At 32.8% G+C, this 19,694-nt stretch carries 18 protein-coding genes and 1 rRNA gene; 9 read left to right on the top strand and 10 right to left on the bottom strand.

The window, feature by feature from the left end; genetic code table 11:
- Nucleotides 1-71: 71 nt before the first annotated feature.
- Nucleotides 72-719 carry a hypothetical protein gene (locus N4A31_02150; protein MCT4635035.1) on the top strand — a complete coding sequence of 216 codons (648 nt, stop codon included), beginning with the start codon at nucleotides 72-74 and terminating at the stop codon, nucleotides 717-719.
- A 3-nt stretch (nucleotides 720-722) separates the two neighbouring features.
- Nucleotides 723-2,012 (top strand): ATP-binding protein, encoded by a 1,290-nt coding sequence (locus N4A31_02145; GenBank protein ID MCT4635034.1) that lies wholly within the window; start codon nucleotides 723-725, stop codon nucleotides 2,010-2,012.
- A 234-nt stretch (nucleotides 2,013-2,246) separates the two neighbouring features.
- Here the strand turns inward: N4A31_02145 and N4A31_02140 are convergent, their stop codons facing one another.
- From N4A31_02140 to N4A31_02115, 6 genes are all read right to left on the bottom strand, one after another.
- The gene (locus tag N4A31_02140; protein MCT4635033.1) at nucleotides 2,247-3,470 is read right to left on the bottom strand and encodes an MFS transporter; all 1,224 of its coding nucleotides are present in this window, start codon (nucleotides 3,468-3,470) and stop codon (nucleotides 2,247-2,249) included.
- A gap of 141 nt (nucleotides 3,471-3,611) precedes the next feature.
- Entirely contained in the window at nucleotides 3,612-4,334 is a 723-nt protein-coding gene (locus N4A31_02135; protein MCT4635032.1) for a metal ABC transporter ATP-binding protein, read from the bottom strand.
- A 68-nt stretch (nucleotides 4,335-4,402) separates the two neighbouring features.
- Complete coding sequence (locus N4A31_02130; GenBank protein MCT4635031.1) at nucleotides 4,403-6,634, bottom strand: NADP-dependent malic enzyme; 2,232 nt, start codon at nucleotides 6,632-6,634, stop codon at nucleotides 4,403-4,405.
- Between the two features lie 139 nt (nucleotides 6,635-6,773).
- Nucleotides 6,774-7,526: a class I SAM-dependent methyltransferase gene (locus tag N4A31_02125; protein MCT4635030.1), complete on the bottom strand. Its 753-nt coding sequence runs from the start codon at nucleotides 7,524-7,526 to the stop codon at nucleotides 6,774-6,776.
- Nucleotides 7,516-9,111, bottom strand: a complete 1,596-nt coding sequence (locus N4A31_02120; protein ID MCT4635029.1) for a phosphoethanolamine transferase — start codon at nucleotides 9,109-9,111, stop codon at nucleotides 7,516-7,518. The genes N4A31_02125 and N4A31_02120 overlap by 11 nt, the downstream gene beginning before the upstream one ends.
- The gene (locus tag N4A31_02115) at nucleotides 9,081-10,061 is read right to left on the bottom strand and encodes an RluA family pseudouridine synthase (GenBank protein ID MCT4635028.1); all 981 of its coding nucleotides are present in this window, start codon (nucleotides 10,059-10,061) and stop codon (nucleotides 9,081-9,083) included. Before N4A31_02115 ends, N4A31_02120 begins: the two co-directional genes overlap by 31 nt.
- 48 nt (nucleotides 10,062-10,109) lie before the next feature.
- Here N4A31_02115 and N4A31_02110 point away from each other — a divergent pair, with 48 nt between their 5' ends.
- Nucleotides 10,110-10,874, top strand: a complete 765-nt coding sequence (locus N4A31_02110; protein MCT4635027.1) for a uracil-DNA glycosylase — start codon at nucleotides 10,110-10,112, stop codon at nucleotides 10,872-10,874.
- 20 nt (nucleotides 10,875-10,894) lie between these two features.
- Here N4A31_02110 and N4A31_02105 read toward each other — a convergent pair whose 3' ends face one another.
- Both N4A31_02105 and N4A31_02100 read right to left on the bottom strand, forming a co-directional pair.
- Complete coding sequence (locus N4A31_02105; GenBank protein ID MCT4635026.1) at nucleotides 10,895-11,140, bottom strand: hypothetical protein; 246 nt, start codon at nucleotides 11,138-11,140, stop codon at nucleotides 10,895-10,897.
- Nucleotides 11,141-11,225: 85 nt separating this feature from the next.
- Nucleotides 11,226-12,203, bottom strand: a complete 978-nt coding sequence (locus tag N4A31_02100) for a lipase family protein (GenBank protein MCT4635025.1) — start codon at nucleotides 12,201-12,203, stop codon at nucleotides 11,226-11,228.
- A 131-nt stretch (nucleotides 12,204-12,334) separates the two neighbouring features.
- Between N4A31_02100 and N4A31_02095 the strand changes: the two genes are divergently transcribed.
- On the top strand, nucleotides 12,335-12,601 hold the full coding sequence (locus N4A31_02095) for a DUF1467 family protein (protein ID MCT4635024.1): 267 nt from the start codon (nucleotides 12,335-12,337) through the stop codon (nucleotides 12,599-12,601).
- Here N4A31_02095 and N4A31_02090 read toward each other — a convergent pair.
- Nucleotides 12,598-13,614, bottom strand: coding sequence for a hypothetical protein (locus tag N4A31_02090; protein ID MCT4635023.1), 1,017 nt, complete (start codon nucleotides 13,612-13,614; stop codon nucleotides 12,598-12,600). The genes N4A31_02095 and N4A31_02090 overlap by 4 nt on opposite strands.
- 75 nt (nucleotides 13,615-13,689) lie before the next feature.
- A complete protein-coding gene (rsmI, locus tag N4A31_02085; GenBank protein ID MCT4635022.1) occupies nucleotides 13,690-14,526 on the bottom strand; it encodes a 16S rRNA (cytidine(1402)-2'-O)-methyltransferase in 837 nt (278 codons plus the stop codon).
- 47 nt (nucleotides 14,527-14,573) lie between these two features.
- Here rsmI and N4A31_02080 point away from each other — a divergent pair, with 47 nt between their 5' ends.
- From N4A31_02080 to N4A31_02060, 5 genes are all read left to right on the top strand, one after another.
- Nucleotides 14,574-15,701, top strand: a complete 1,128-nt coding sequence (locus N4A31_02080) for a penicillin-binding protein activator (GenBank protein ID MCT4635021.1) — start codon at nucleotides 14,574-14,576, stop codon at nucleotides 15,699-15,701.
- An 11-nt stretch (nucleotides 15,702-15,712) separates the two neighbouring features.
- Nucleotides 15,713-16,480, top strand: coding sequence for a diaminopimelate epimerase (gene dapF / locus N4A31_02075; GenBank protein ID MCT4635020.1), 768 nt, complete (start codon nucleotides 15,713-15,715; stop codon nucleotides 16,478-16,480).
- Nucleotides 16,440-17,702 (top strand): tRNA (N(6)-L-threonylcarbamoyladenosine(37)-C(2))-methylthiotransferase MtaB, encoded by a 1,263-nt coding sequence (gene mtaB / locus N4A31_02070; GenBank protein ID MCT4635019.1) that lies wholly within the window; start codon nucleotides 16,440-16,442, stop codon nucleotides 17,700-17,702. The genes dapF and mtaB overlap by 41 nt, the downstream gene beginning before the upstream one ends.
- 43 nt (nucleotides 17,703-17,745) lie before the next feature.
- Entirely contained in the window at nucleotides 17,746-18,354 is a 609-nt protein-coding gene (locus tag N4A31_02065; protein MCT4635018.1) for a phosphoglycerate mutase family protein, read from the top strand.
- A 499-nt stretch (nucleotides 18,355-18,853) separates the two neighbouring features.
- Nucleotides 18,854-19,694: ribosomal RNA gene (locus tag N4A31_02060) — 23S ribosomal RNA — on the top strand; the annotation flags it as partial.

Genomic DNA, 19,694 nt, shown 5'->3' with positions numbered 1-19,694 from the left:
AAAATATTTACATAGGGAAGTACATAATGGTATGATCTTTAAAGAAAAGTCTTTATATGAGAAATATTGTTATGAAAAAAGTTATATTTACTTTAAGTTTAATTTGCTGTTGTCATGCAGCGGCAACAGTCCCTGTGGATCAAATGGTATCTATTTGTAGTCCATATCCAGATATAAAAACTGTGAATAAACCTTTAGAGTTTAATGGCACTAACAATCTTGCTCGCCCTCAAGACAGTGGTTTTTATAAAGCTGAGGGCGATGTAATCACTATTTATGGAAGGTTAATGGGGAGCGATTGTGTGCCTATTAATGATGGTAAAATATATATATGGCAGAATAATAGTAAGGGCTATGCTCAGTATAAAAGCAAGTCTGCTGTGAAAGCCAAGTGGATTGATCCAAATTTCACAGGTACTGGTATTGTTAACAGTGATAATTTAGGTAGATTTAATTTTATTACTATTAAGCCAGGGAGTGCTAATAAAACTACACCTCATATAAATATAGAAATAGAGCATCCTAAGATAAAAACATTTTCAAGTAAAATATATTTCCCATCAGAAGGAGGTTATATTTATGATAATGGAAAAATAACAGATCACGCTAAAATAGCAAAAATTTCTGCTGTGCCTGGTGCAAAAGATAGAAACGGAAAAATTGCTACATATTATATTGATATTACCTTACAGCAGAAGATAGCTTATAAGGAATATTAGCATATGCTATCTAGATTTATTCCTACTTCATTATTCATTCGTTTTATTTTAATTATAATTTTACCAATAATTTTTGCTCAATTAATTATTACTTATATTTTTTATAATAGACACTGGGAAAGTGTCAGTAAAAATATGTCATCATCTCTTGCAAATGATATTAGAACTGTATTTGCAATAGAGAGGCAAAAAATTGATCCTGATGAGAGGTATAAAATATATGGAAAGTTGGGGATTAAATTTGATGTTAAATCATATGAAGGTAAAAAAATAATTCCTGATATTTATGCACCAGAAGCTGAATTTCTTTATTATCAATTAAAAGAACATTTCTCTCGTCCAATACAAATTAAATTTACTCATGATGGAAATAATATTGTAGTTGAGATTTTTAAAAATAATCAAATTTTTAGTTTTATGGCAAATAGCAAAAGAATAGATAATCCAACTACTTATATTTTTATATTATGGATGACAGGTACCAGCCTTGTTTTCATTTTCTTATCAATTATTTTTGCTCGCAACCAAATAAGGCCAATTATAAAGCTTGCTAGGGCGGCTGATAAATTTGGTAAAGGGCAAGAAATTTCATTTTTGAAGCCAGAGGGAGCAGCTGAAATAAGAAAAGCTGCTGCTGCTTTTTTAAAAATGAAAGAAAGAATAGAAAGACAAATAAGCTATCGTACTGAAATGTTGGCGGGAGTTTCTCATGATTTAAGAACACCTCTTACCAGAATGAAACTTCAGCTTGCAATTAGTAAGAAAGAAGAAGATATGGAGATGTTAGAAGATGTTCAGGATATGGAGAACATGATTAATACATATCTTGATTTTGCTCGTGGAGATGCGCAGGAAAACACCAAAGTTATTTCATTTCGTAAGTTTCTTAATAAGATAATTGATCCATATCTTAAGCAGGGTATGAATATAACTATAGATCATAATTCAAATGTGAAAATACCTTTGAAAGTTGATGCAATAAAAAGAGGTTTGCAGAATTTATTAGATAATTCTTTTAAATATGCTAAGACGGTTATAATAGATAGTCATGTTATAGAAGATAATTTATATATTGAGATTCATGATGATGGACCTGGTATTCCAGAATCAAAACGAGAGGAAGTGTTTAAACCATTTTTTAGATTAGATGAATCAAGAAATAAAGAAACAGGCGGAGTAGGTTTAGGTCTTGCTATTGCTCGTGATATCATTGGAAATCACGGGGGGAAGATTCGCTTTGAGTCTAGTGAAATTCTATCAGGACTAAAGGCTGTTATTAATCTTCCGTTATAAAATAAGGGGCTGACACCTAATAAAATTCTTTAAGGATAGATTTGAGATCTTTGAAGGAGATGTTTGAGAGAGTTGATACTACTATCAGTAACGTTAGTACTAATACTGTAGTTATGATTTTTAATATTCTGCCATAATACTGATACCTAAAATTACAATCTTAATTTTTAAAAGGCGAGTATGCTAGGCTTGTATTATAATTATAATAAACACTTCCATTATATAATAAGGCGTTTAAAACTCTCCATAGGCATTTATTTCTTCATGGGCTCTTCTTTTGGCAATTTTTTTCTCAATTATACTTAATATGAAAGGAGCAATTATAAATAATATGCTTGCAATAATAGCAACTATTTCCATGTTTTTTAATTGATCATTAACTTCTACTAAAATTAATGCTGCTAAAATGGCTCCTAGAGCTGAGGCTAGATGTTGAAAACAAGAAATAATAGACATAAAACCAGCTCTGTCTCTTAAAGTAGGCACCTTAGAATATAAAGTGAAACTTGAAACATTGCGTATAGCCATACCAATCATGAATGGAGCAAATATTGTTAGTATAGGTATAGACTGAATTATAAATATCATTCCAGCCACTAAAGAAAATAATATAAATATATTGGAAATCCAAATTATAAGGGTGGAAGAGGTTTTATCAGCAAGTTTTCCAGCAATATGTAGTGCAAAAAAGCTACCTATTCCTCCTATGAAATATAGGTTACCTATATCAGATCTAGGATAATCTAAGTTAGATTGAAGAAAAGGTGATATAGATGGAATAATCATAAACGATGCTATTGAGCCAATTGCAACAACGATAAAGGACAACACATAAGAAGATTTATTGAATAAGCTTAAATAAGTTACTTTATTCTTATGAACTTCTGATAGATGTATAGTTATTTTAGGTAGATAGAATATTATTAATATAATAGCTATGATAGATAATGTAGATACCATATAGAAACTTGAAGGCCATCCGAAGTGGGTTGACATGGCTAGCCCCATAGGAACACCAAAGATTGCGGCTAATGAGAATCCACTCATTACTTTTCCCATAACGGATCCACGTTTTTTATCATCAAATAAATCTGCAATGATTGCAAAGCAGATTGAAGTGGCAGGGCCACCAAAAGCTCCGGCTAGAAATCTAGAAATTAGCATTGATTCTATATTCCAAGCATTAGCTGAAAAAATATTTGCTAAAGTTAATCCGGATAGAGCAAAAATTAGAACAATTTTACGTTCAAAGCGGTCAACAAAAGTTGAGCTTAGAATTCCAGAAAATGCAGCCGCTATAGTATAGCTGCTTGCAAGCCATCCTAGATTAGATTCTAAAATACCTAAATTTGCAGCAAAATCTGGGCCTAATGGCATTACAACCATGAAATCTAATACATCAATAAACTGTACTAAAAATAAGATTAACACAATTAAGGCTTCAGGAGTTTTTGTCATGGTGGTCTTTCTTATTATTAGCTTTTTGAATTACTTATATTAGAGGTTTTTAATTTTAAATTTTGAAAGACCCAGGTTAATCATTGTTAATACAATTGTCAACCTTTGATTTCATATTATTGTAAGGTTGTTTATAAAATATTAGGGATGCGTATGATCGTGATTATGATCGTAGACAGAGAAAGTATTTAGAGCCTCATAGCCAAATAATTTTTGGAAGTTTTCTTGTTGGTTAACATAGTTTGCTGTTCCTTCACAGCATATGTGTTGGTTAAGACATATTACGTGGTTGGTGCTTTTCATTACCATGAATAAGTCGTGAGAAATGATGAGCATACTCATATTTTTTTCTTTGCAAAGCTTATCAATTAATTTATATAAATCTAATTGACCATTAATATCAATCCCTTGGCTGGGCTCATCTAAAACTAATAAATTAGGTTTTTCTAATAAAGCTTTTGCTAAGAGAACTTTTTGCATTTCTCCCCCAGAAATTTTTTGTAGAGGAGTATGCAAAATATGCTGGATTCCGATTTCATGAATAGTTTGCAATAAAAGTTCAGAATTTGGTTTATGGTTGATTGATAGCTTTAAGAAAGTGATAACATTTATAGGAAGGTTAGGGTTTAAAGAGATTTTCTGGGGCATGTATCCTATTTTTATATTTTCTTTTACCCATATTTTTCCAGAACTTGGTTTAATTAGTTTTAGAATACATCTAGCAAGAGTGGTTTTTCCTCCCCCATTAGGTCCGACAACTGTGATAATTTTACCTTCGTCAACATCAAAGCTAACTTTGTCTAAAATTAATTTTCTATCTATATTAACGGATAAATCTGTTATTTTTAAGATAGGAGAGCTCATGTTTTCTCCTTTTTGTCAGGAGTATTTATGGCCGCAAAAGCTGTTAAGTTTAGAATATCATTAACTGTTTATCCCATTTCTATAATTTGCACTGATTTTTCTAACCCATATAAAATAGGTCCAATTACTGTTCCTCCACCTAATGATTTTAGCAATTGAGAAGAAATGTTTGCTGAATTTAAAGCTGGCATAATGAGTAGATTTGCTTCCTTAGTCAGTCTAGTAAATGGATATAAGCTTGATATTAATTCATAATTCACTGCAACATCTGCAGTCATCTCTCCATCATATTCGAAGTTCAATTTTTGTGAATCAAGGATACTTAAGGCTCCTTTTACATGTTCATTGCGTTTTGCTTCTGGATTGCCAAAATTAGAGAACGATAATAAGGCTGCTCTAGGAGTGTATCCAAGCTTTTCAACTTCTTTTGCAGCTTGAATAGTAATGCTTGCTAGTTCTTCTGCATTGGGAGATTCATTAACAGAACTATCGGCAATAAAAATAGTTTTTCGTCCGAAGATTATCATAGATAAACCAAATACAATATTTCCATCTATTGTGTTAATAACATTACGAACTTCTCGTAAGGAAATATGATATCCTCTAGTGGCTCCAGTTATCAATGCATCTCCATCTCCACATGCTAACATACAAGAAGAGAATGCATTTCTTCCTCCTTTTGCCATTCTTATGCAATCTCGGTATAAAAGTCCCTTACGTTGGTTTTTTTCATAAAGATAATCAATATAACGATTTAAACATTCTTTGCTTATTATTGCCGCATTACGAATTTCTAGACCTTCTATTTCATCAGATCCAGTTATTATTTTAAGCATTTCTCTGATGTTTTTCTCTCTACCAACTAAAATAGGAGTTCCATATCCACTGTCCCTCCAGGATAAAGCGGCTCTAATGATTTGTTCTTCTTCTCCTTCGGAGAATATTATTCGTTTGGGGGTTTCTTTTACTTGTTGATATACAAGGCTCATTCTACTATAGGTAGGGTTTAATCTAGCTCCTAATTCAAATTTATAGTTCTCTATATTAGTTGTTTTTCTTGCTACTTTCGTTTCTATTGCAGCTTGAGCAACTGCAGCGGGAACATTAACTATTAGTCTTGAATCAAAAGGTGTGGGGATGATATATTCAGGACCATATTTCAATGTTTTATCAGCATATGCGCTTGAAACTTCTTCAGGAACTCTTTCACGTGCTAATCTGGCAATAGCTTCTGCAGCTGCAATCTTCATCTCAGTATTAATAGTAGATGCCTGAACATCTAGGGCTCCTCTAAATATATATGGAAACCCCATTACATTATTTACTTGATTAGGATAATCAGAACGACCAGTTGCCATAATTGCGTCTTCTCTAATTTCCTTAACTTCTTCAGGAGTTATTTCTGGGTCGGGGTTGGCCATAGCAAAGATGATAGGATCTTTAGCCATCGACATCACCATTTCTTTAGAGACCGCGCCTTTTACAGATAGTCCAATGAATACGTCAGCACCATTCATTGCTTCAGCTAATGTGCGTAGTTCAGTATCAACGGCAAATTTTTCTTTCCATGGATTCATTCCTTCCGGACGATTTTTATATATTACACCTGAGGTATCACAAAGGATTATATTATTGCTTTCCACTCCGAAAGTTTTAAGCAGCTCAGCACAAGCAATACCAGCTGCTCCAGCACCATTAACAACTACCTTAATTTTTTTTATATCGCGGTTAGTTAAATGAGTTGCGTTAATAATTCCAGATAGGGTAATGATAGCGGTTCCATGTTGATCATCATGGAAAACAGGAATATCCATTAATTCACGAAGCTTATCTTCAATTATAAAGCATTCAGGGGCTTTAATATCCTCAAGATTTATACCACCCCAAGTATTTCCTAGGTATTTTACACAATTAATAAATTCATCTGGATCTTCGGTGCTAACTTCTATATCAACAGAATCAATATCAGCAAAACGCTTAAATAAAACAGACTTTCCTTCCATTACTGGTTTGGAAGCTAGTGATCCTAGATTGCCAAGCCCTAATACAGCAGTACCATTTGAGATAACCGCAACGTAATTTCCTTTTGAGGTATAAAGATAGGCATCAGATGGTTTTTTATGTATATGTAAACAAGGAACTGCAACGCCAGGTGAATAGGCTAATGCTAAATCCTGTTGAGTCATAAGAGGTTTTGTAGGTTTTAAACTAACTTTTCCAGGGGTTCCTTGTTGATGGAAATTAAGAGCATCTTCATCTGTAATTTTCTTTAAATCATCTTGTTTATTTTCTTTTGCCATTTTGTATAAAATCCCTTAATAAATACTAACCTAGTTATTATACTATGATAGTATATTAATTGATTATGTCCACTTAAGTCTGCATTTAAGAAGATAAAAATGATATATAAATTCCTATACTAGTTAATTATAGGAATATTTAAGGTCCTACTACTCTGGGAGTGTCGCTGGTCTTTTTGATATGAATTTGATAATCTTTGTATAGTAATTCATACATTGTTGAATAAGCATCAAGAAATCCATTGATAGCTACTTTAGGTTCCAGCCAAGGTTTTTTTGGATAAGGATGCCATTCGTAGTCATCAAAGAACATCATTCCTTCAGTCTTAAGAAGTTCCCAGGATAAAACAGCATCCATCAAAACATCTTTGGCCAGATGAGAAGCATCGATATAAATAAAATCATACTTCTCTCTTTTTCCATCTCTAACTTCTTCTATAAACCTCATTAGTGTCTCTGAAGATGGCCCTCTATATGCTGTCACTCTGTTATTTTCTATATATGATTTTAGATTGCTAATAAAGCGATCATACAAGTTTCTCTTATCATTCGGAGTATGTTCTAAAGAACCTTCCCAAGTGTCTATTGTATCAACAACGCTTCCCTCGCCATTACAGTAATTTTCGGCTAAATATAAAGTAGCTTTTCCTTCAAACGCTCCAACTTCTAGGCATCTTTTATTTTTTAAGCTATAAAATAAGTTTTTATAAGTGTCCCATATCTTAATATTTTTAGTGAACCAATCATGAGTGAAATTTTTATCAATGTATACATCATTCATAATATGGTTTTTACTAATATGATTTTTACGGAAAATTACGGCTGTAACTACACAAATGGTAAGAGCTATTATTATTCCTGCTAAGGTACTTAAGAGATATTTATTTTTCATGAATATTAATGTTTTTATTTTTATTATACTCGATGAATTCATTATTTCCATTTAATTCTGTTCCATGGATATAAAAAACGCCATCTTTTTTATTGGGATTATATATTTCAAACCCTAATAATTTTGTAATAAAATTTCCTATTTCATAATGAAATATAGGAGTAGGGATAGATTTTATTTCTTCAATGTTAGCATTCATTACGTAAGCTAAGAAGGGCACTTCAGCCACTTCTTCTTTTAAATCTGCATGTCCAAAAGCAACCTTACTAGAATCTAATACCTCTCCATGATCTGAAGTGAATATGATATAAGTTGGGCCATTAAACTTATTTTTATAAAATTGAATCATTTCGTAGATTAGATAGTCATTATAGAGCATAGCGTTATCGTAGGCGTCAATACGAAATTGTTGATAGTTAATTCTATCGGGTGTAAAACGATGAAATGCTGGATTATGCTGATAGTTTTCTTCATAAGGAGCATGTGCATTGCGTTGATTGATAACGATGAAGTTTTGTTTGCTATAATCAAGTGTAGGTATTATCTTTAATAAAGCTTCATCTTGATATTTATTAAACAATAATAGTTCTTTTTGACGAAATAATTTAAAGTCAATAAACTCAGTTCCTAGATTAGTAAGGAAAGCTCCTGATTGAGCTGAGATATAGAAGGTTTTGAATCCATGTTCTTTTGCTAATCTAAATAAATTTACTTTCTTATCTTCGATGGCTTTCATGTTATTGGGTTCATAAATATTGTTTATTAACAGGGGTAATGAAACTGGAGTTGAAACTCCACCTGATAATCCTTCCAAATATACAAAATTAGGGTCTTCTTTTAGTGATGATAATAATGGATTGGTATCTCTTTCATAACCAAATAAAGACATATGTCTATAGCTAGCACTCTCGCCAATTATCAGAATCACATTAACGTTTTCTGTTTTTCTATTTGTTGGTTTCACTTGATAATCTAGATAGTTATATTCGGCTATATTTTTGGGAGTTACTATATTATATATACAGTTAGTAACTGCGTATAGAGTATTACGCAGAGAGTGGTCACTAGGGTCTGGGTAGTAATTTTTGCCATGATATGCTTTGTCTACTCTATAAGGTATAATGCTTAAAAGAAGTAATACAGGTATTATTGCCAATTTAGTTTTAATTTTTTTATTATCTAATTTCTTATATGAAAATATTAGAATTCCATATGGAATTAATACAATAAAAGGTACAAAATAAAGGAAAGAAAGAGCTTCTTTTCCTGTTGTCCATACTTCATCAAACTCATCAAATAATAAACGAAATTTATTAGAAGTTATTAAGGTTCCATAATAAAATAAATTACAGAATTGGATTAATTCTAATATCAGAAATATACCTAGAATTATAAAAATAAATCGCTTAGGAGTAAAGCTTAGAAAGATAGCAAATCCAGTTAATCCTAGAATAAATTTTCCACTTAGGGCAGCTTGGTTATTATCGGTAAAAATTTGTGCTATAAAATCTGGAGCTATTAAAGATAATACTGTTAATAAGCTTAAGAATAAATTTAAACTGAGTGCTTTTCTAATTCTTGACATAATTCTTGTATATCTTGCGGTAAATCAATTTCAAATTCCATTAACTCATTAGTTATAGGGTGAATGAACTCTAGTTTATAAGCGTGTAAAGCTTGGCGTTTAAAATTATTTACCAAAGTTTTTAAGTTTGGAGACAATTTAGCCAAATATTTGCTTTGCGCTGCATTGTAGAGTTGATCTCCCACTACAGGAAATCCTTTGTAGTTTAAGTGTACTCGAATTTGATGAGTTCTACCAGTGTCTAATTTACATTCTATCAGGCTAAATTTTTTATTAAGTAAAGTATTTTTTACAACATAGTGGGTAATTGCTTCTTTGCCGCTTGCTTTAGTTACTATCATTTTACTATGATCATGCTTATATTTTGCAATATGGGTTTTGATAGTGCCAGCTAGAAGTTCAGGGCAGCCAAAAACTAGAGCCAAGTAATGGCGCTTAATATCACGCTCACTTAATGCTGCGCTTAGTACTTTATGAGTTTCGTCATCTTTTGCAATAATTATTAAACCGGTAGTGTCCTTATCTAATCGATGGACTATTCCAGGACGAAAATCTCCACCTATTTTGGATAAACTATCCTTTGCATAATGCACTAAGGCATTAGCTAAAGTTTTATCATAGTTTCCTGCACCAGGGTGAACTATCAAATCAGTTGGTTTGTTTAGTACCATTAAATATTCATCTTCAAAAACTATATTTAAAGGATAGTCATAAGGTAATAAATGTGAGGGCTTAGGTTTTATATAACCAGCATTTATTTCATAACTCTTAAGTTTAGTTTTAGTAGAAGGATTGGTTATGGCTTTTCCTTCACACATCACTTGCTTCTTTGTGATTAGTTCTTGAACTTGAGAGCGAGATAGATGATTTAGTTGGATGGTTAGAAATTTATCTAACCTTATACCTTCTTCTTCACATTCAATAATTTGTTTTTCTATGTTTTCTTGCATATAACTATAAATAATATATTCTTGAATCTAATATATACAGTGATTACTATTAAAATGGAAGAAATAAAAGGTCTGCTTAAGTGGTATCAACAAATGGGTGTTAGTGAAATTATAGTGGAGAAGCCTGGAAACTTAAAGAAAAAGCTTAAAAAAAGCGAAGTAACTTCTCTAAAAGAAGAGTCTGTGGTGTTTGCTCATAGTGATTTATCTATACAAGCTAGAGAGATGGCCGATAAATGTCAGACTGTGGAAGAGCTAAGATCAGCTCTTGAAAGTTTTGAAGGACTGTCTATCAAAAAAACAGCTACTAATTTAGTGTTTTCAGATGGGAATGTTAATGCTGATGTAATGGCTATAGGTGAGGCTCCTGGAGCTAATGAAGATGAAACGGGGGTACCTTTTTGTGGGGCAAGTGGTAAACTTTTAGATCAGGTATTAGCTTCAATAGAATTAACTAGAGAGAAAAATCTTTATATTACTAACAGTGTTTTTTGGCGCCCTCCAGGAAACCGCAAACCTACTCCTGAGGAAAATTCAGTTTGTTTGCCTTTTGTAGAAAAGCATATTGCACTAATAAAACCAAAATTAATTTTATTAGTGGGATCCACTTCTGCTAGTGCATTGTTAAATAGCACTGAAACAATTTCTAGACTTAGATCAAAATTTTATCAATATCAGAATCAATATCTTTTAAGGCCAATTCCTGTGGCAGTTATATTTCATCCATCTTATTTGCTGCGTCAGCCACTGCAGAAAAAAACAGTGTGGTATGATTTATTGAAGATTAAAAAGATTTTTTTGGTTAATGAATAATAAATCTGTGTAATATTTGTCTATATAGTATAATCAAATAATGAGTTTCCAATGGCGCATGTTGTTATAGAGATGCCAGCACCAGCAACCATATATGAAAGTATATCTTCTTCTGGATTAGATTCTGCTTCAAATATATAGTCGTAACCTAGTTTTGTGCTTGCGAGAGTTGCTCCCAAGAAAGCTCCGTTCATTGCTAGGCCCACTGGAATATATGCTAGTAAAACTCCTTTAGGAATAACGTCTAGTGAGGGATATCCAACCATCTTTTCTTCTCCTTTATATTTTAAAATGTTTTTATATCAGTATTGTAACTTATTTCCAATTTTAAATAAAAGCAATCAAAACCACCTAACGAGTTAAAGAAGAAAATTTAGTTCTGGATTTATTGTTGGGAGTGTTATAACCATAAAACTTTTTGCGCATTTCGTTAAGGTTTTTACGTATTGTAAAGGCTTTATCCATTGCTTTAAGGAATGTGTTTTTGTCTAGTTTGTTTACTATATATTTATAGACTACGAAAGAATTATAGTCTTTTGAAGGTTTTTGTTTTGCTAGGTCTTGATCTGTTAAATTATCTGCAATTTTTTTATATATACCACTTCCGTGAATTAGTGAAAGAGAAGGGGCATCGAGCTTTATGCTATTACCAACATGCTGGAAGATGGACTTTGGAGGAACTCTTGGTACAGGATCTAAGGTTTGTTTTATTCTTAGGGTTTTATCACTTAATCCAATAGCTTTATATAATTTAGCAGCTTTTGGAGAAAAGAACCTTGGGCAACCGAAATTTACTATATTTCCAATTTTTACTTCTGAATGGTTAGTGGCAGCATCTAAAGTTGCTATTCCAGCCACGGCCCCTCCAAGGCTATGTCCAGTAAAATCTACAGGTTTATTTTTATTGTCTCTGCTATTAAGAATTTTATAGAGGCTATCTTTTGATGATTCATATTCTTTCTTGAACCCCTCATGTATAAGGTGTTTCTCGTCTCCAAATTTCATATTAGTTAATCTACTATTTAAATCATTTTTTACTTCTTGTTTTCCATGACCTGATAAGGCTTCTCTAAACCTAGTGCCATGGTAGCAGACCATAGTTTTATTATTCGTTTCTATTACATATCCAGCTATATTGTTTTCATCTCCATTTTTATAAAATGGCGTAACATTAATGAGTTCGTCTTCTTCTCTTTGTAATTGCTCTTCTAATTCTTTTCTGCATAAAGTATAATCTTTTCTTTTATCTTTCTCTTTTTTTCCTTCTATTGTTCTTGATAAAGCAACGCCAAGCATGTTGGACTTAATGTGATCAACGGTGATTGGCATGTTTGATTTATCCTAGAAGATTATTATGATTACTTATAATTATATGATGTTATTTAAATAACAGCAAATAAATCTTTCTTATGTTCGGCATTTGATATATTTTCTTTGAATATATATTGTATGGAGGAAAGATGTTAATTTCATATATTGTTGTTTTTACTTGTTTATGGTGGATAATTTTTTATATGGCTCTGCCATTTGGTATTAAAACCATTGCTCCTACAAAACTTGGGCATGATTCCGGCGCCCCAAGAAAGCCTAATATAGGTTTAAAGGTTGCTATAACCACCATAATTACCATCCCCATAACTATAAAGCTGGTGTCTATAATTGAGCAAGGTCATTTATCAAGTTTTATCGACCAATATGTACAGTGGCTTTCTGCGGGATCGGATTAGCGTCCTAAGGACTGTTTACTATTTCTTCTTAAATTCGGCGTAGGGCGTTCTGGAGAATCTGAAATGGAGGGGCGCCTTACTGTTACATCTTTGTTGGAGGCGGTTTCCCTTACTTTCTCTTCTCCTTCTAGAATTTTTGTGCTATTAGGATTTTTGGGATCTTGTGGTATTTGGGCATAGTATTCTCTAATTTTATGAGCTTGTTGATTTAGTTCTGATAATTTATTCATAAGCGGTGATAGGTTTTCTTTATCATTTGCTTTTGCTATATCATTTAAAGTTGTTTGTGTTGTTTTTACAAAATTAACTTCATCTCGATACTTTTTTAGATCAAATCCTTCCCTCTGTGAAACTATAGTTGAAGCTGCATTCTTTTGTTCGATATTATTTAAACTTGTAATGCCTAATAATAATGGATAATTCTGTTGGATGTTTTTTGATATTTTTGTAGCTGATTCTTCATTCATGCCTTTATTAATAAAAAACGCTTTAGTTCCATCAAAACATCTCTGTTCTGCGCCAGTATCTCCTTTATACATTATATTTATACTATTGGCTGTTGTATTTGGAACACTAAGGCTTTCAATACCTAGTGGAGTGAAATTTTCAGTTCTAATTAATTCCTCAGCTGTGTTTTGGGAGATTTCTTTTGCGATGGATATTGCTAGACTGCCGCTTTTAAAATCGCTATTTACAAATGGTTCTAGATATCCCATACCTTTTTCTTTTAATATATCCGGGTATTTTCTTAAAGTTAGCATCGCTGATTTAATTTCTTTTTCTTTTCCGGTTGCAAATCCTTGATTATTTTCAATGATATCTCTTAAGGTTTTTAGTGCCGTGTTTACCTTTCTATTTTGAAACCATTTAAATGGCGATGAGAAAAAAGATGTTGATTGTTTTGCTTCTCTTTTAAAGAGTTTCTTTATTGATGAGAGCGACCAGGTTGATTGTTGCGATTCACTATTTTCTGTTGTTGGATTATTTTTGAAAAATTTATCAAATGGCCACATTATTCATATCCTTTAAAGTTGTTACTGATATATTATAGAATATATGCGACAAGATTGAATAACAAGTTAATTTTTCTACTTTAAAGTTAGAGCAAGCTTATATATTTCTTTCTTGCGTAGTTGAGATTGGTTTGCAACAATTTCCACTGCGTCGCGCAAGGACATTTCTTTCATTAGCGTGTTTAATTGCTTAAGTGTATTCTCTTCGGAATTTTCGCTGTTCTCATCTGGTGGGGAAATCATCATTACTATTTCTCCTCTCAATTTATTTGGATTCTCTTGATAATATTGAGTTATTTCCCTAGCGTTATTTCCAATAGTCTCTTCGTATAATTTAGTGATCTCTCGTGCTATTACAATAGAACGTCCTATAAAATATTGCTCCATCAACTTTAGTGTTTCTAATAAACGATTGGCTGATTCAAAACAAATTAGAGTAGTTTGAATTGAGTTTAGCTCTGAGAATATTTTTTCTTTAGCGGAGTTTTTATGAGGTAAGAATCCTATAAACATGAAGCGGTCTGATGGCAGACCTGATAAAGTTAAAGCAGATATAACAGAACATGCTCCAGGTAAAGTTTCTATTGCTAAGTTTTGTGAGCGTATTTCTTGTACTAATTTATATCCAGGGTCTGAAATTAGAGGGGTTCCGGCATCAGATACTAAGGCTAAGTTTTGTCCTGATTTAAGTTTATTGATAATTTTCTCTCTTGTGGATTCATTGCTATGGTCATTGTAGACAGTTAAAGGTTTGTTAATTAAGTGATGGCGTAATAGAGCGTTAGTGACTCTAGTATCTTCGCATAAAATAAGGTCTACAGATTTTAAAACTTCCAATGCTCTTAAAGTTATATCCAACAAATTTCCTATTGGGGTTGCGATAATGAATAATTTTCCGTTTCTATTTGTCATAAATTCTATTATAATCCTGAGGTGTTAACTTATAAATTTAAAATGATATGTCACGTTTAGTAATATTTTTATTTTCACTTTTTTTTCTAACTTCTTGCAGTAGTTTATATTCAGATCAGTCTAATGGCAATGTTATTCCAGGGGGTAGCATATCTAAAAAAGATCTTAAGGTTGTTGACTCTATGTCAAATGAGAAAGCGCTCAATATAGCTTTGCTTGTCCCTCTTAATAAAGAAAAAGAAAATATTGGTGAATCTTTAGTTAAGTCTGCTCAACTTGCTATGATGTATTCCAATCGCACAGATGTTAACTTAGTTATACTTGATTCAGGTTTATTAGACAATTCTTCTAAAGTTTTGTTAGATAAGTTAACCGAGCAGAAGATAGATGTGGTTATTGGGCCATTATATGGGGCGGCAACCCAGAAAATGGCTGCTTTAATTAGAGATAGGGGAATCACTGTTTTGAGCTTGTCTAATGATTCCAGTATTAAGTCTGATTCAGTGTTAATTATGGGTATTTCTCCTGATAGTCAAGCGGTTACAATGACAAATTATGCTATAAGCCGTGGGGTTGAGCATTTCCATCTTTTATTGTCTAATGATAAATTTGGCAGGTTAGTTGAAGATGCAGTGGGAAACATTGTGGCTAATAAAAATAATATTTCTTATACTGTGAATTGGTATAATTCAAATAATTCAGAACAGATTATTAACCAAGTTGTATCTTCGGTAGATAATAATGCAACTCAGGCAATTTTTATGCCCCAAGGAGGAAGTAACTTAAGTTTATTAAATGATTCTTTAGCCGAACACAAGCTTGATCAAGTTACTTTAATGGGGTTGCAAGCTTGGGATGATCCTAAGGTATTAGGTTTTTCTTCTTTAAATGGCGCTTTTGTCTTAAGAAAAGATCTAGCTGAAGAGCAGTTTTATGATAATTTCTCTAGGGTTTTTAATTCAGCAGTAAGTAATATAGACTTTATTACATATAATACTCTAATAATGATTGTTAACATGCATCGTGATCAATTGCCTTTGAATAAACAAAGTATAATTGACAATAATCAGGTTTATGATAAATATTCTGATGTAATCTTTAACTCAAATGGTTTAAGTTTTTATGATCTTTCTGTGGCGGAAATACGCAACAGATCATTTAAACCAGTGGAATAATTCTTAAAAATATGACTATCAATTTTATAAAAATGCATGGTTGCGGTAATGATTTTCTAATTATTGACACTCGTAATCAAGATGTATTTCTTAAAAAAAATCAGATTGTTAAATTAGCAAATTACAAACAATCAATAGGTTTTGATCAATTATTACTTATAGAAAACTCTGAGATTGCTGATGTTGCTATTAAAATTTTTAATAATGATGGTGGAGAGGTTTCTGCTTGCGGAAATGGTAGTCGTTGTGTAGCAAGATTAATTCTTGAAGAATCTAATAAAGAGAGTGTTACACTAGCTACTAGTGATAGGGTTTTGTCAGCAAAATATGATGGTGATTTAATATCTATTAATATGGGGAAGGCAGAACTTGCTCCTAAAGATGTTCAGTTTTCTAATTTATCTGGAACATTTGTGGAAATAGGTAATCCTCATGTGGTAGTGAGCGCGGAAAGCTTAGATGATTTAGATATTTTAAAATATGGTCCATTAATTGAGAATGATCCAAGATTTCCTAATAAAGTAAATGTTGATTTTGTAGAAATAATCGATAAAGATTCGATAAAACTGCGTACTTGGGAGAGAGGAGTGGGCGCAACGTTAGCTTGTGGTAGTGGTGCTTGTGCAAGTTTTTATTGTCTTTACAGTAAGGATTTAGTAAACGCTAAGTTAGTTGTAAAGCAGTCGGGTGGAGAAGTTATCGTAACTATTGAAAATGAAGATGTGTTATTGATTGGAACTGCAGAGATTAGTTACAGGGGTAGTTTTGAGCGCTGTTGAGGTTTCTACATTTGGTTGTAGATTGAATATATATGAAAGTGAAGCAATAAAAGAGCAATTAAAGGATGTGTCTTTTGATGGAGAAGTTATCGTCTTTAATACTTGTGCGGTGACTCAAGAAGCTGAAAGGCAAGCTGTTCAAGCTATTCGTAGGGCAAAGAGAGATTATCCTAATAAAAAAATCATTGTAACTGGTTGTGCTGCTCAATTAAATCCAGAAAAATTTTCTAAGATGAATGAAGTTGATAAGATTCTTGGTAATCAAGAGAAGCTTGATAAAAAGAATTATGTTTCTGAGGCAGAAAAAATATTGGTTAATGATATAATGTCTATCAAGGAAACTGCTGGACATATTGTTAGTAGCTTTGAAGGAAAAATTCGTAGTTTTGTTCAGATTCAAAATGGTTGTAATCATCGCTGTACATTTTGTACTATACCTTTTGCAAGGGGTAATAATCGTAGTGTAACTATAGCTGCTATAGTTGATCAAATTAAAAAATTGGTGGACAATGGTTATAAAGAGGTGGTACTAACCGGAGTTGATATAACTGACTTTGGTTTAGATTTACCAGGAACTCCTAAATTAGGAGATTTAGTTCAGCGCTTATTAAGATTAGTTCCAGATTTGCCAATGCTGCGTCTTTCTTCTTTAGATGTTGCTGAAATTGATCCATTATTGTTTGAGTTGATGGCTTATGAACTTAGGGTTATGCCTTATGCCCACATTAGTCTTCAAGCCGGCGATAATATGATTTTAAAGAGAATGAAGAGGCGTCATAATCGTGAACAGGTTCTAGAATTCTGTCATAAGTTAAAGGGGGTAAGACCGGATACTGTATTTGGTGCAGACATAATAGCTGGATTCCCAACAGAAACAGAGGAGATGTTTCAAAACAGTTTTAATCTTATTTCAGAAGCCAGTTTGCAGCTTCTTCATGTGTTCCCATATTCTGCAAGAGCTAACACTCCGGCTGCCAGAATGCCACAATTACCAAAAGCTATTCGTAAAGAAAGAGCTGAGAAGCTAAGAAGTGAAGGTAATAAAGAATTAGAAAAACTTCTTATAAATAATGTTGGTAAGAAAGTTAAAGTTATCGTTGAGAAGGATAACATTGCCAGATCTGAAAACTTCCTTCAAGTTAAACTTCCTAAAAAATTCCCCGAAGGAGAAATGCTGGAAGTGGAAATAAAAGGATATGAAGGAAAATTCCTTATAGCTTAGTTATTTTATTATTTATATGACAAAAAATTTAAAGGAGAATATTATGACAAAACTAGTTCTTTTAAGACATGCGCAAAGTTATTTTAATGCTAATGCTATAGTTGGTGGAAGAGGATCGGATCCTGAAATAACAGAAAAAGGTTATAATCAGGCCCTCGAAGCAGGAGAAAAGTTATTTCAGCAATATGGTGGTGATTTTGATTATATGGTGGTTAGTGGAATGACTCGAACTAACCAAACGGCAGCAATTGTGAATCAATTTTTAGGTATAGAAACAATTTCTTATGATAAGGAATTACAAGAAAAGGATTATGGTATTTATGAGGGGAAGAGTCTTAATAGACACAGGGCGGATATTCATTTAGCTGATTATGCGGAAGTTATTCCTGGTGGAGAAAGTGAAAAAATGTTTGTTGAGAGAGTTGCTAAAGCTTTATGTGTTTATCTTCAGGAGAGGGGGTCTTTAGCTCTAGTGGTGTCTCATGGTCATACTATAAAAATGGCTAATAAATATTTTTTAGACAAATATGAATATATAATGAATGCTGCTTACGTAGAAATTGATCCAGAGGAAATTACAGATTTGGTGGGTAAATGTTCTTTAGATAATGACTATTCTCTAGGTGAGTGTCTAGAGTCTAACGTAGTATAAGAAAGTTAAAGGTTTAATATCTCATTACTTTTGTTCTTTAATATAGCTTAAATATAGCTTAGTACCCATAATTAATAACTAATACTTATAGAAAATTTATCATCTTTATGGTGGTTAATCTTAAGAAGTTATCTAAATTCAAATCATAAACTTTCATTTAATTCTATAAAATTCAGGTGGTATTTTTGGTTTTATTTTTACGTGGGGTATAAATAGCTAAGTTTTTTTGTCCTTTAAAATCTAATCAAACCAAGGCTTTTTAAGTGTTTTAGGTGTTTATTAAAAATAAATTGAAAATAATCTAAAAAAAGTAAAATTTGCTGTTGACATGCTGAGGGAATGCAGATATAAATACTTGCCTACAGACATGGCAAATCACAATGAAATGCTGGGTTTGTAGAAGAGATGTATAACATAGTGAATATAACAACAACCGCAATTTAATGAACTGAGTTTATGTAGATTTAATTCTGCATATAAAAGTTATTAGATGCATATGCTAAAAAAAGACAAGAGCAATTGATGGATGCCTTGGCGTTAGAAGGCGATGAAGGACGTGAAACACTGCGATAAGCCCTGGGGAGATGTGAATAATCTTTGATCCGGGGATCTCCGAATGGGAAAACCCACCTGATTTATCAGGTATCATTTAGTGAATACATAGCTAAATGAGGCGAACGCGGCGAACTGAAATATCTAAGTAGCCGTAGGAAAGGAAATCAACAGAGACTCCGCTAGTAGTGACGAGCGAACGCGGATCAGGCCAGTGACTTAAGTGTAATAATTAGAATAGTATGGAAAGACTAGCCAAAGAAGGTGATAGCCCTGTATAAGTAAAAAGTATTTAAGTTCTTGAGTAAGGCGGGACACGTGAAATCCTGTTTGAACATGGGGGGACCACCCTCCAAGCCTAAGTACTCTCTAACGACCGATAGTGAACTAGTACCGTGAGGGAAAGGTGAAAAGTACCCCGATAAGGGGAGTTAAAAGACCTGAAATCAATTGCTTACAAGCAGTCGGAGCAGAACATGATTTTTCGGAGTCATCTATCTGTGACGGCGTACCTTTTGTATAATGGGTCAGAGAGTTAGTTTGTCGTGCGAGCTTAAGCCGTTAGGTGTAGGCGTAGCGAAAGCAAGTTTGAATAGAGCGAAGTAGTACGACGAATTAAACCCGAAACCGAGTGATCTATCCATGGCCAGATTGAAGGGGCAGTAAGATGCTCTGGAGGATCGAACCCACTAATGTTGAAATATTAGGGGATGAGCTGTGGATAGGGGTGAAAGGCCAATCAAACTCGGAAATAGCTGGTTCTCCGCGAAATCTATTTAGGTAGAGCG

The organism is Rickettsiales bacterium (assembly GCA_025210695.1).
Lineage (GTDB): Bacteria > Pseudomonadota > Alphaproteobacteria > Rickettsiales > CANDYO01 > CANDYO01.
The sequence above is the reverse complement of the archived record's forward strand: the minus strand, read 5'-3'. Positions and strand labels throughout refer to the sequence as shown.

Bases quoted from the DNA above. Each gene is read 5' to 3' on its own strand.
- N4A31_02105 (MCT4635026.1), bottom strand. From the start codon at position 11,140: ATGGTTGGATATCCCTCACTAGACGTTATTCCTAAAGGAGTTTTACTA.
- N4A31_02095 (MCT4635024.1), top strand. From the start codon at position 12,335: ATGTTAATTTCATATATTGTTGTTTTTACTTGTTTATGGTGGATAATT.
- rsmI (MCT4635022.1), bottom strand. From the start codon at position 14,526: ATGACAAATAGAAACGGAAAATTATTCATTATCGCAACCCCAATAGGA.
- N4A31_02135 (MCT4635032.1), bottom strand. From the start codon at position 4,334: ATGAGCTCTCCTATCTTAAAAATAACAGATTTATCCGTTAATATAGAT.
- N4A31_02150 (MCT4635035.1), top strand. From the start codon at position 72: ATGAAAAAAGTTATATTTACTTTAAGTTTAATTTGCTGTTGTCATGCA.
- dapF (MCT4635020.1), top strand. From the start codon at position 15,713: ATGACTATCAATTTTATAAAAATGCATGGTTGCGGTAATGATTTTCTA.
- N4A31_02100 (MCT4635025.1), bottom strand. From the start codon at position 12,203: ATGCCAATCACCGTTGATCACATTAAGTCCAACATGCTTGGCGTTGCT.
- N4A31_02090 (MCT4635023.1), bottom strand. From the start codon at position 13,614: ATGTGGCCATTTGATAAATTTTTCAAAAATAATCCAACAACAGAAAAT.
- N4A31_02125 (MCT4635030.1), bottom strand. From the start codon at position 7,526: ATGAAAAATAAATATCTCTTAAGTACCTTAGCAGGAATAATAATAGCT.
- N4A31_02065 (MCT4635018.1), top strand. From the start codon at position 17,746: ATGACAAAACTAGTTCTTTTAAGACATGCGCAAAGTTATTTTAATGCT.
- N4A31_02145 (MCT4635034.1), top strand. From the start codon at position 723: ATGCTATCTAGATTTATTCCTACTTCATTATTCATTCGTTTTATTTTA.
- N4A31_02080 (MCT4635021.1), top strand. From the start codon at position 14,574: ATGTCACGTTTAGTAATATTTTTATTTTCACTTTTTTTTCTAACTTCT.
- N4A31_02115 (MCT4635028.1), bottom strand. From the start codon at position 10,061: ATGCAAGAAAACATAGAAAAACAAATTATTGAATGTGAAGAAGAAGGT.
- N4A31_02140 (MCT4635033.1), bottom strand. From the start codon at position 3,470: ATGACAAAAACTCCTGAAGCCTTAATTGTGTTAATCTTATTTTTAGTA.
- N4A31_02120 (MCT4635029.1), bottom strand. From the start codon at position 9,111: ATGTCAAGAATTAGAAAAGCACTCAGTTTAAATTTATTCTTAAGCTTA.
- N4A31_02130 (MCT4635031.1), bottom strand. From the start codon at position 6,634: ATGGCAAAAGAAAATAAACAAGATGATTTAAAGAAAATTACAGATGAA.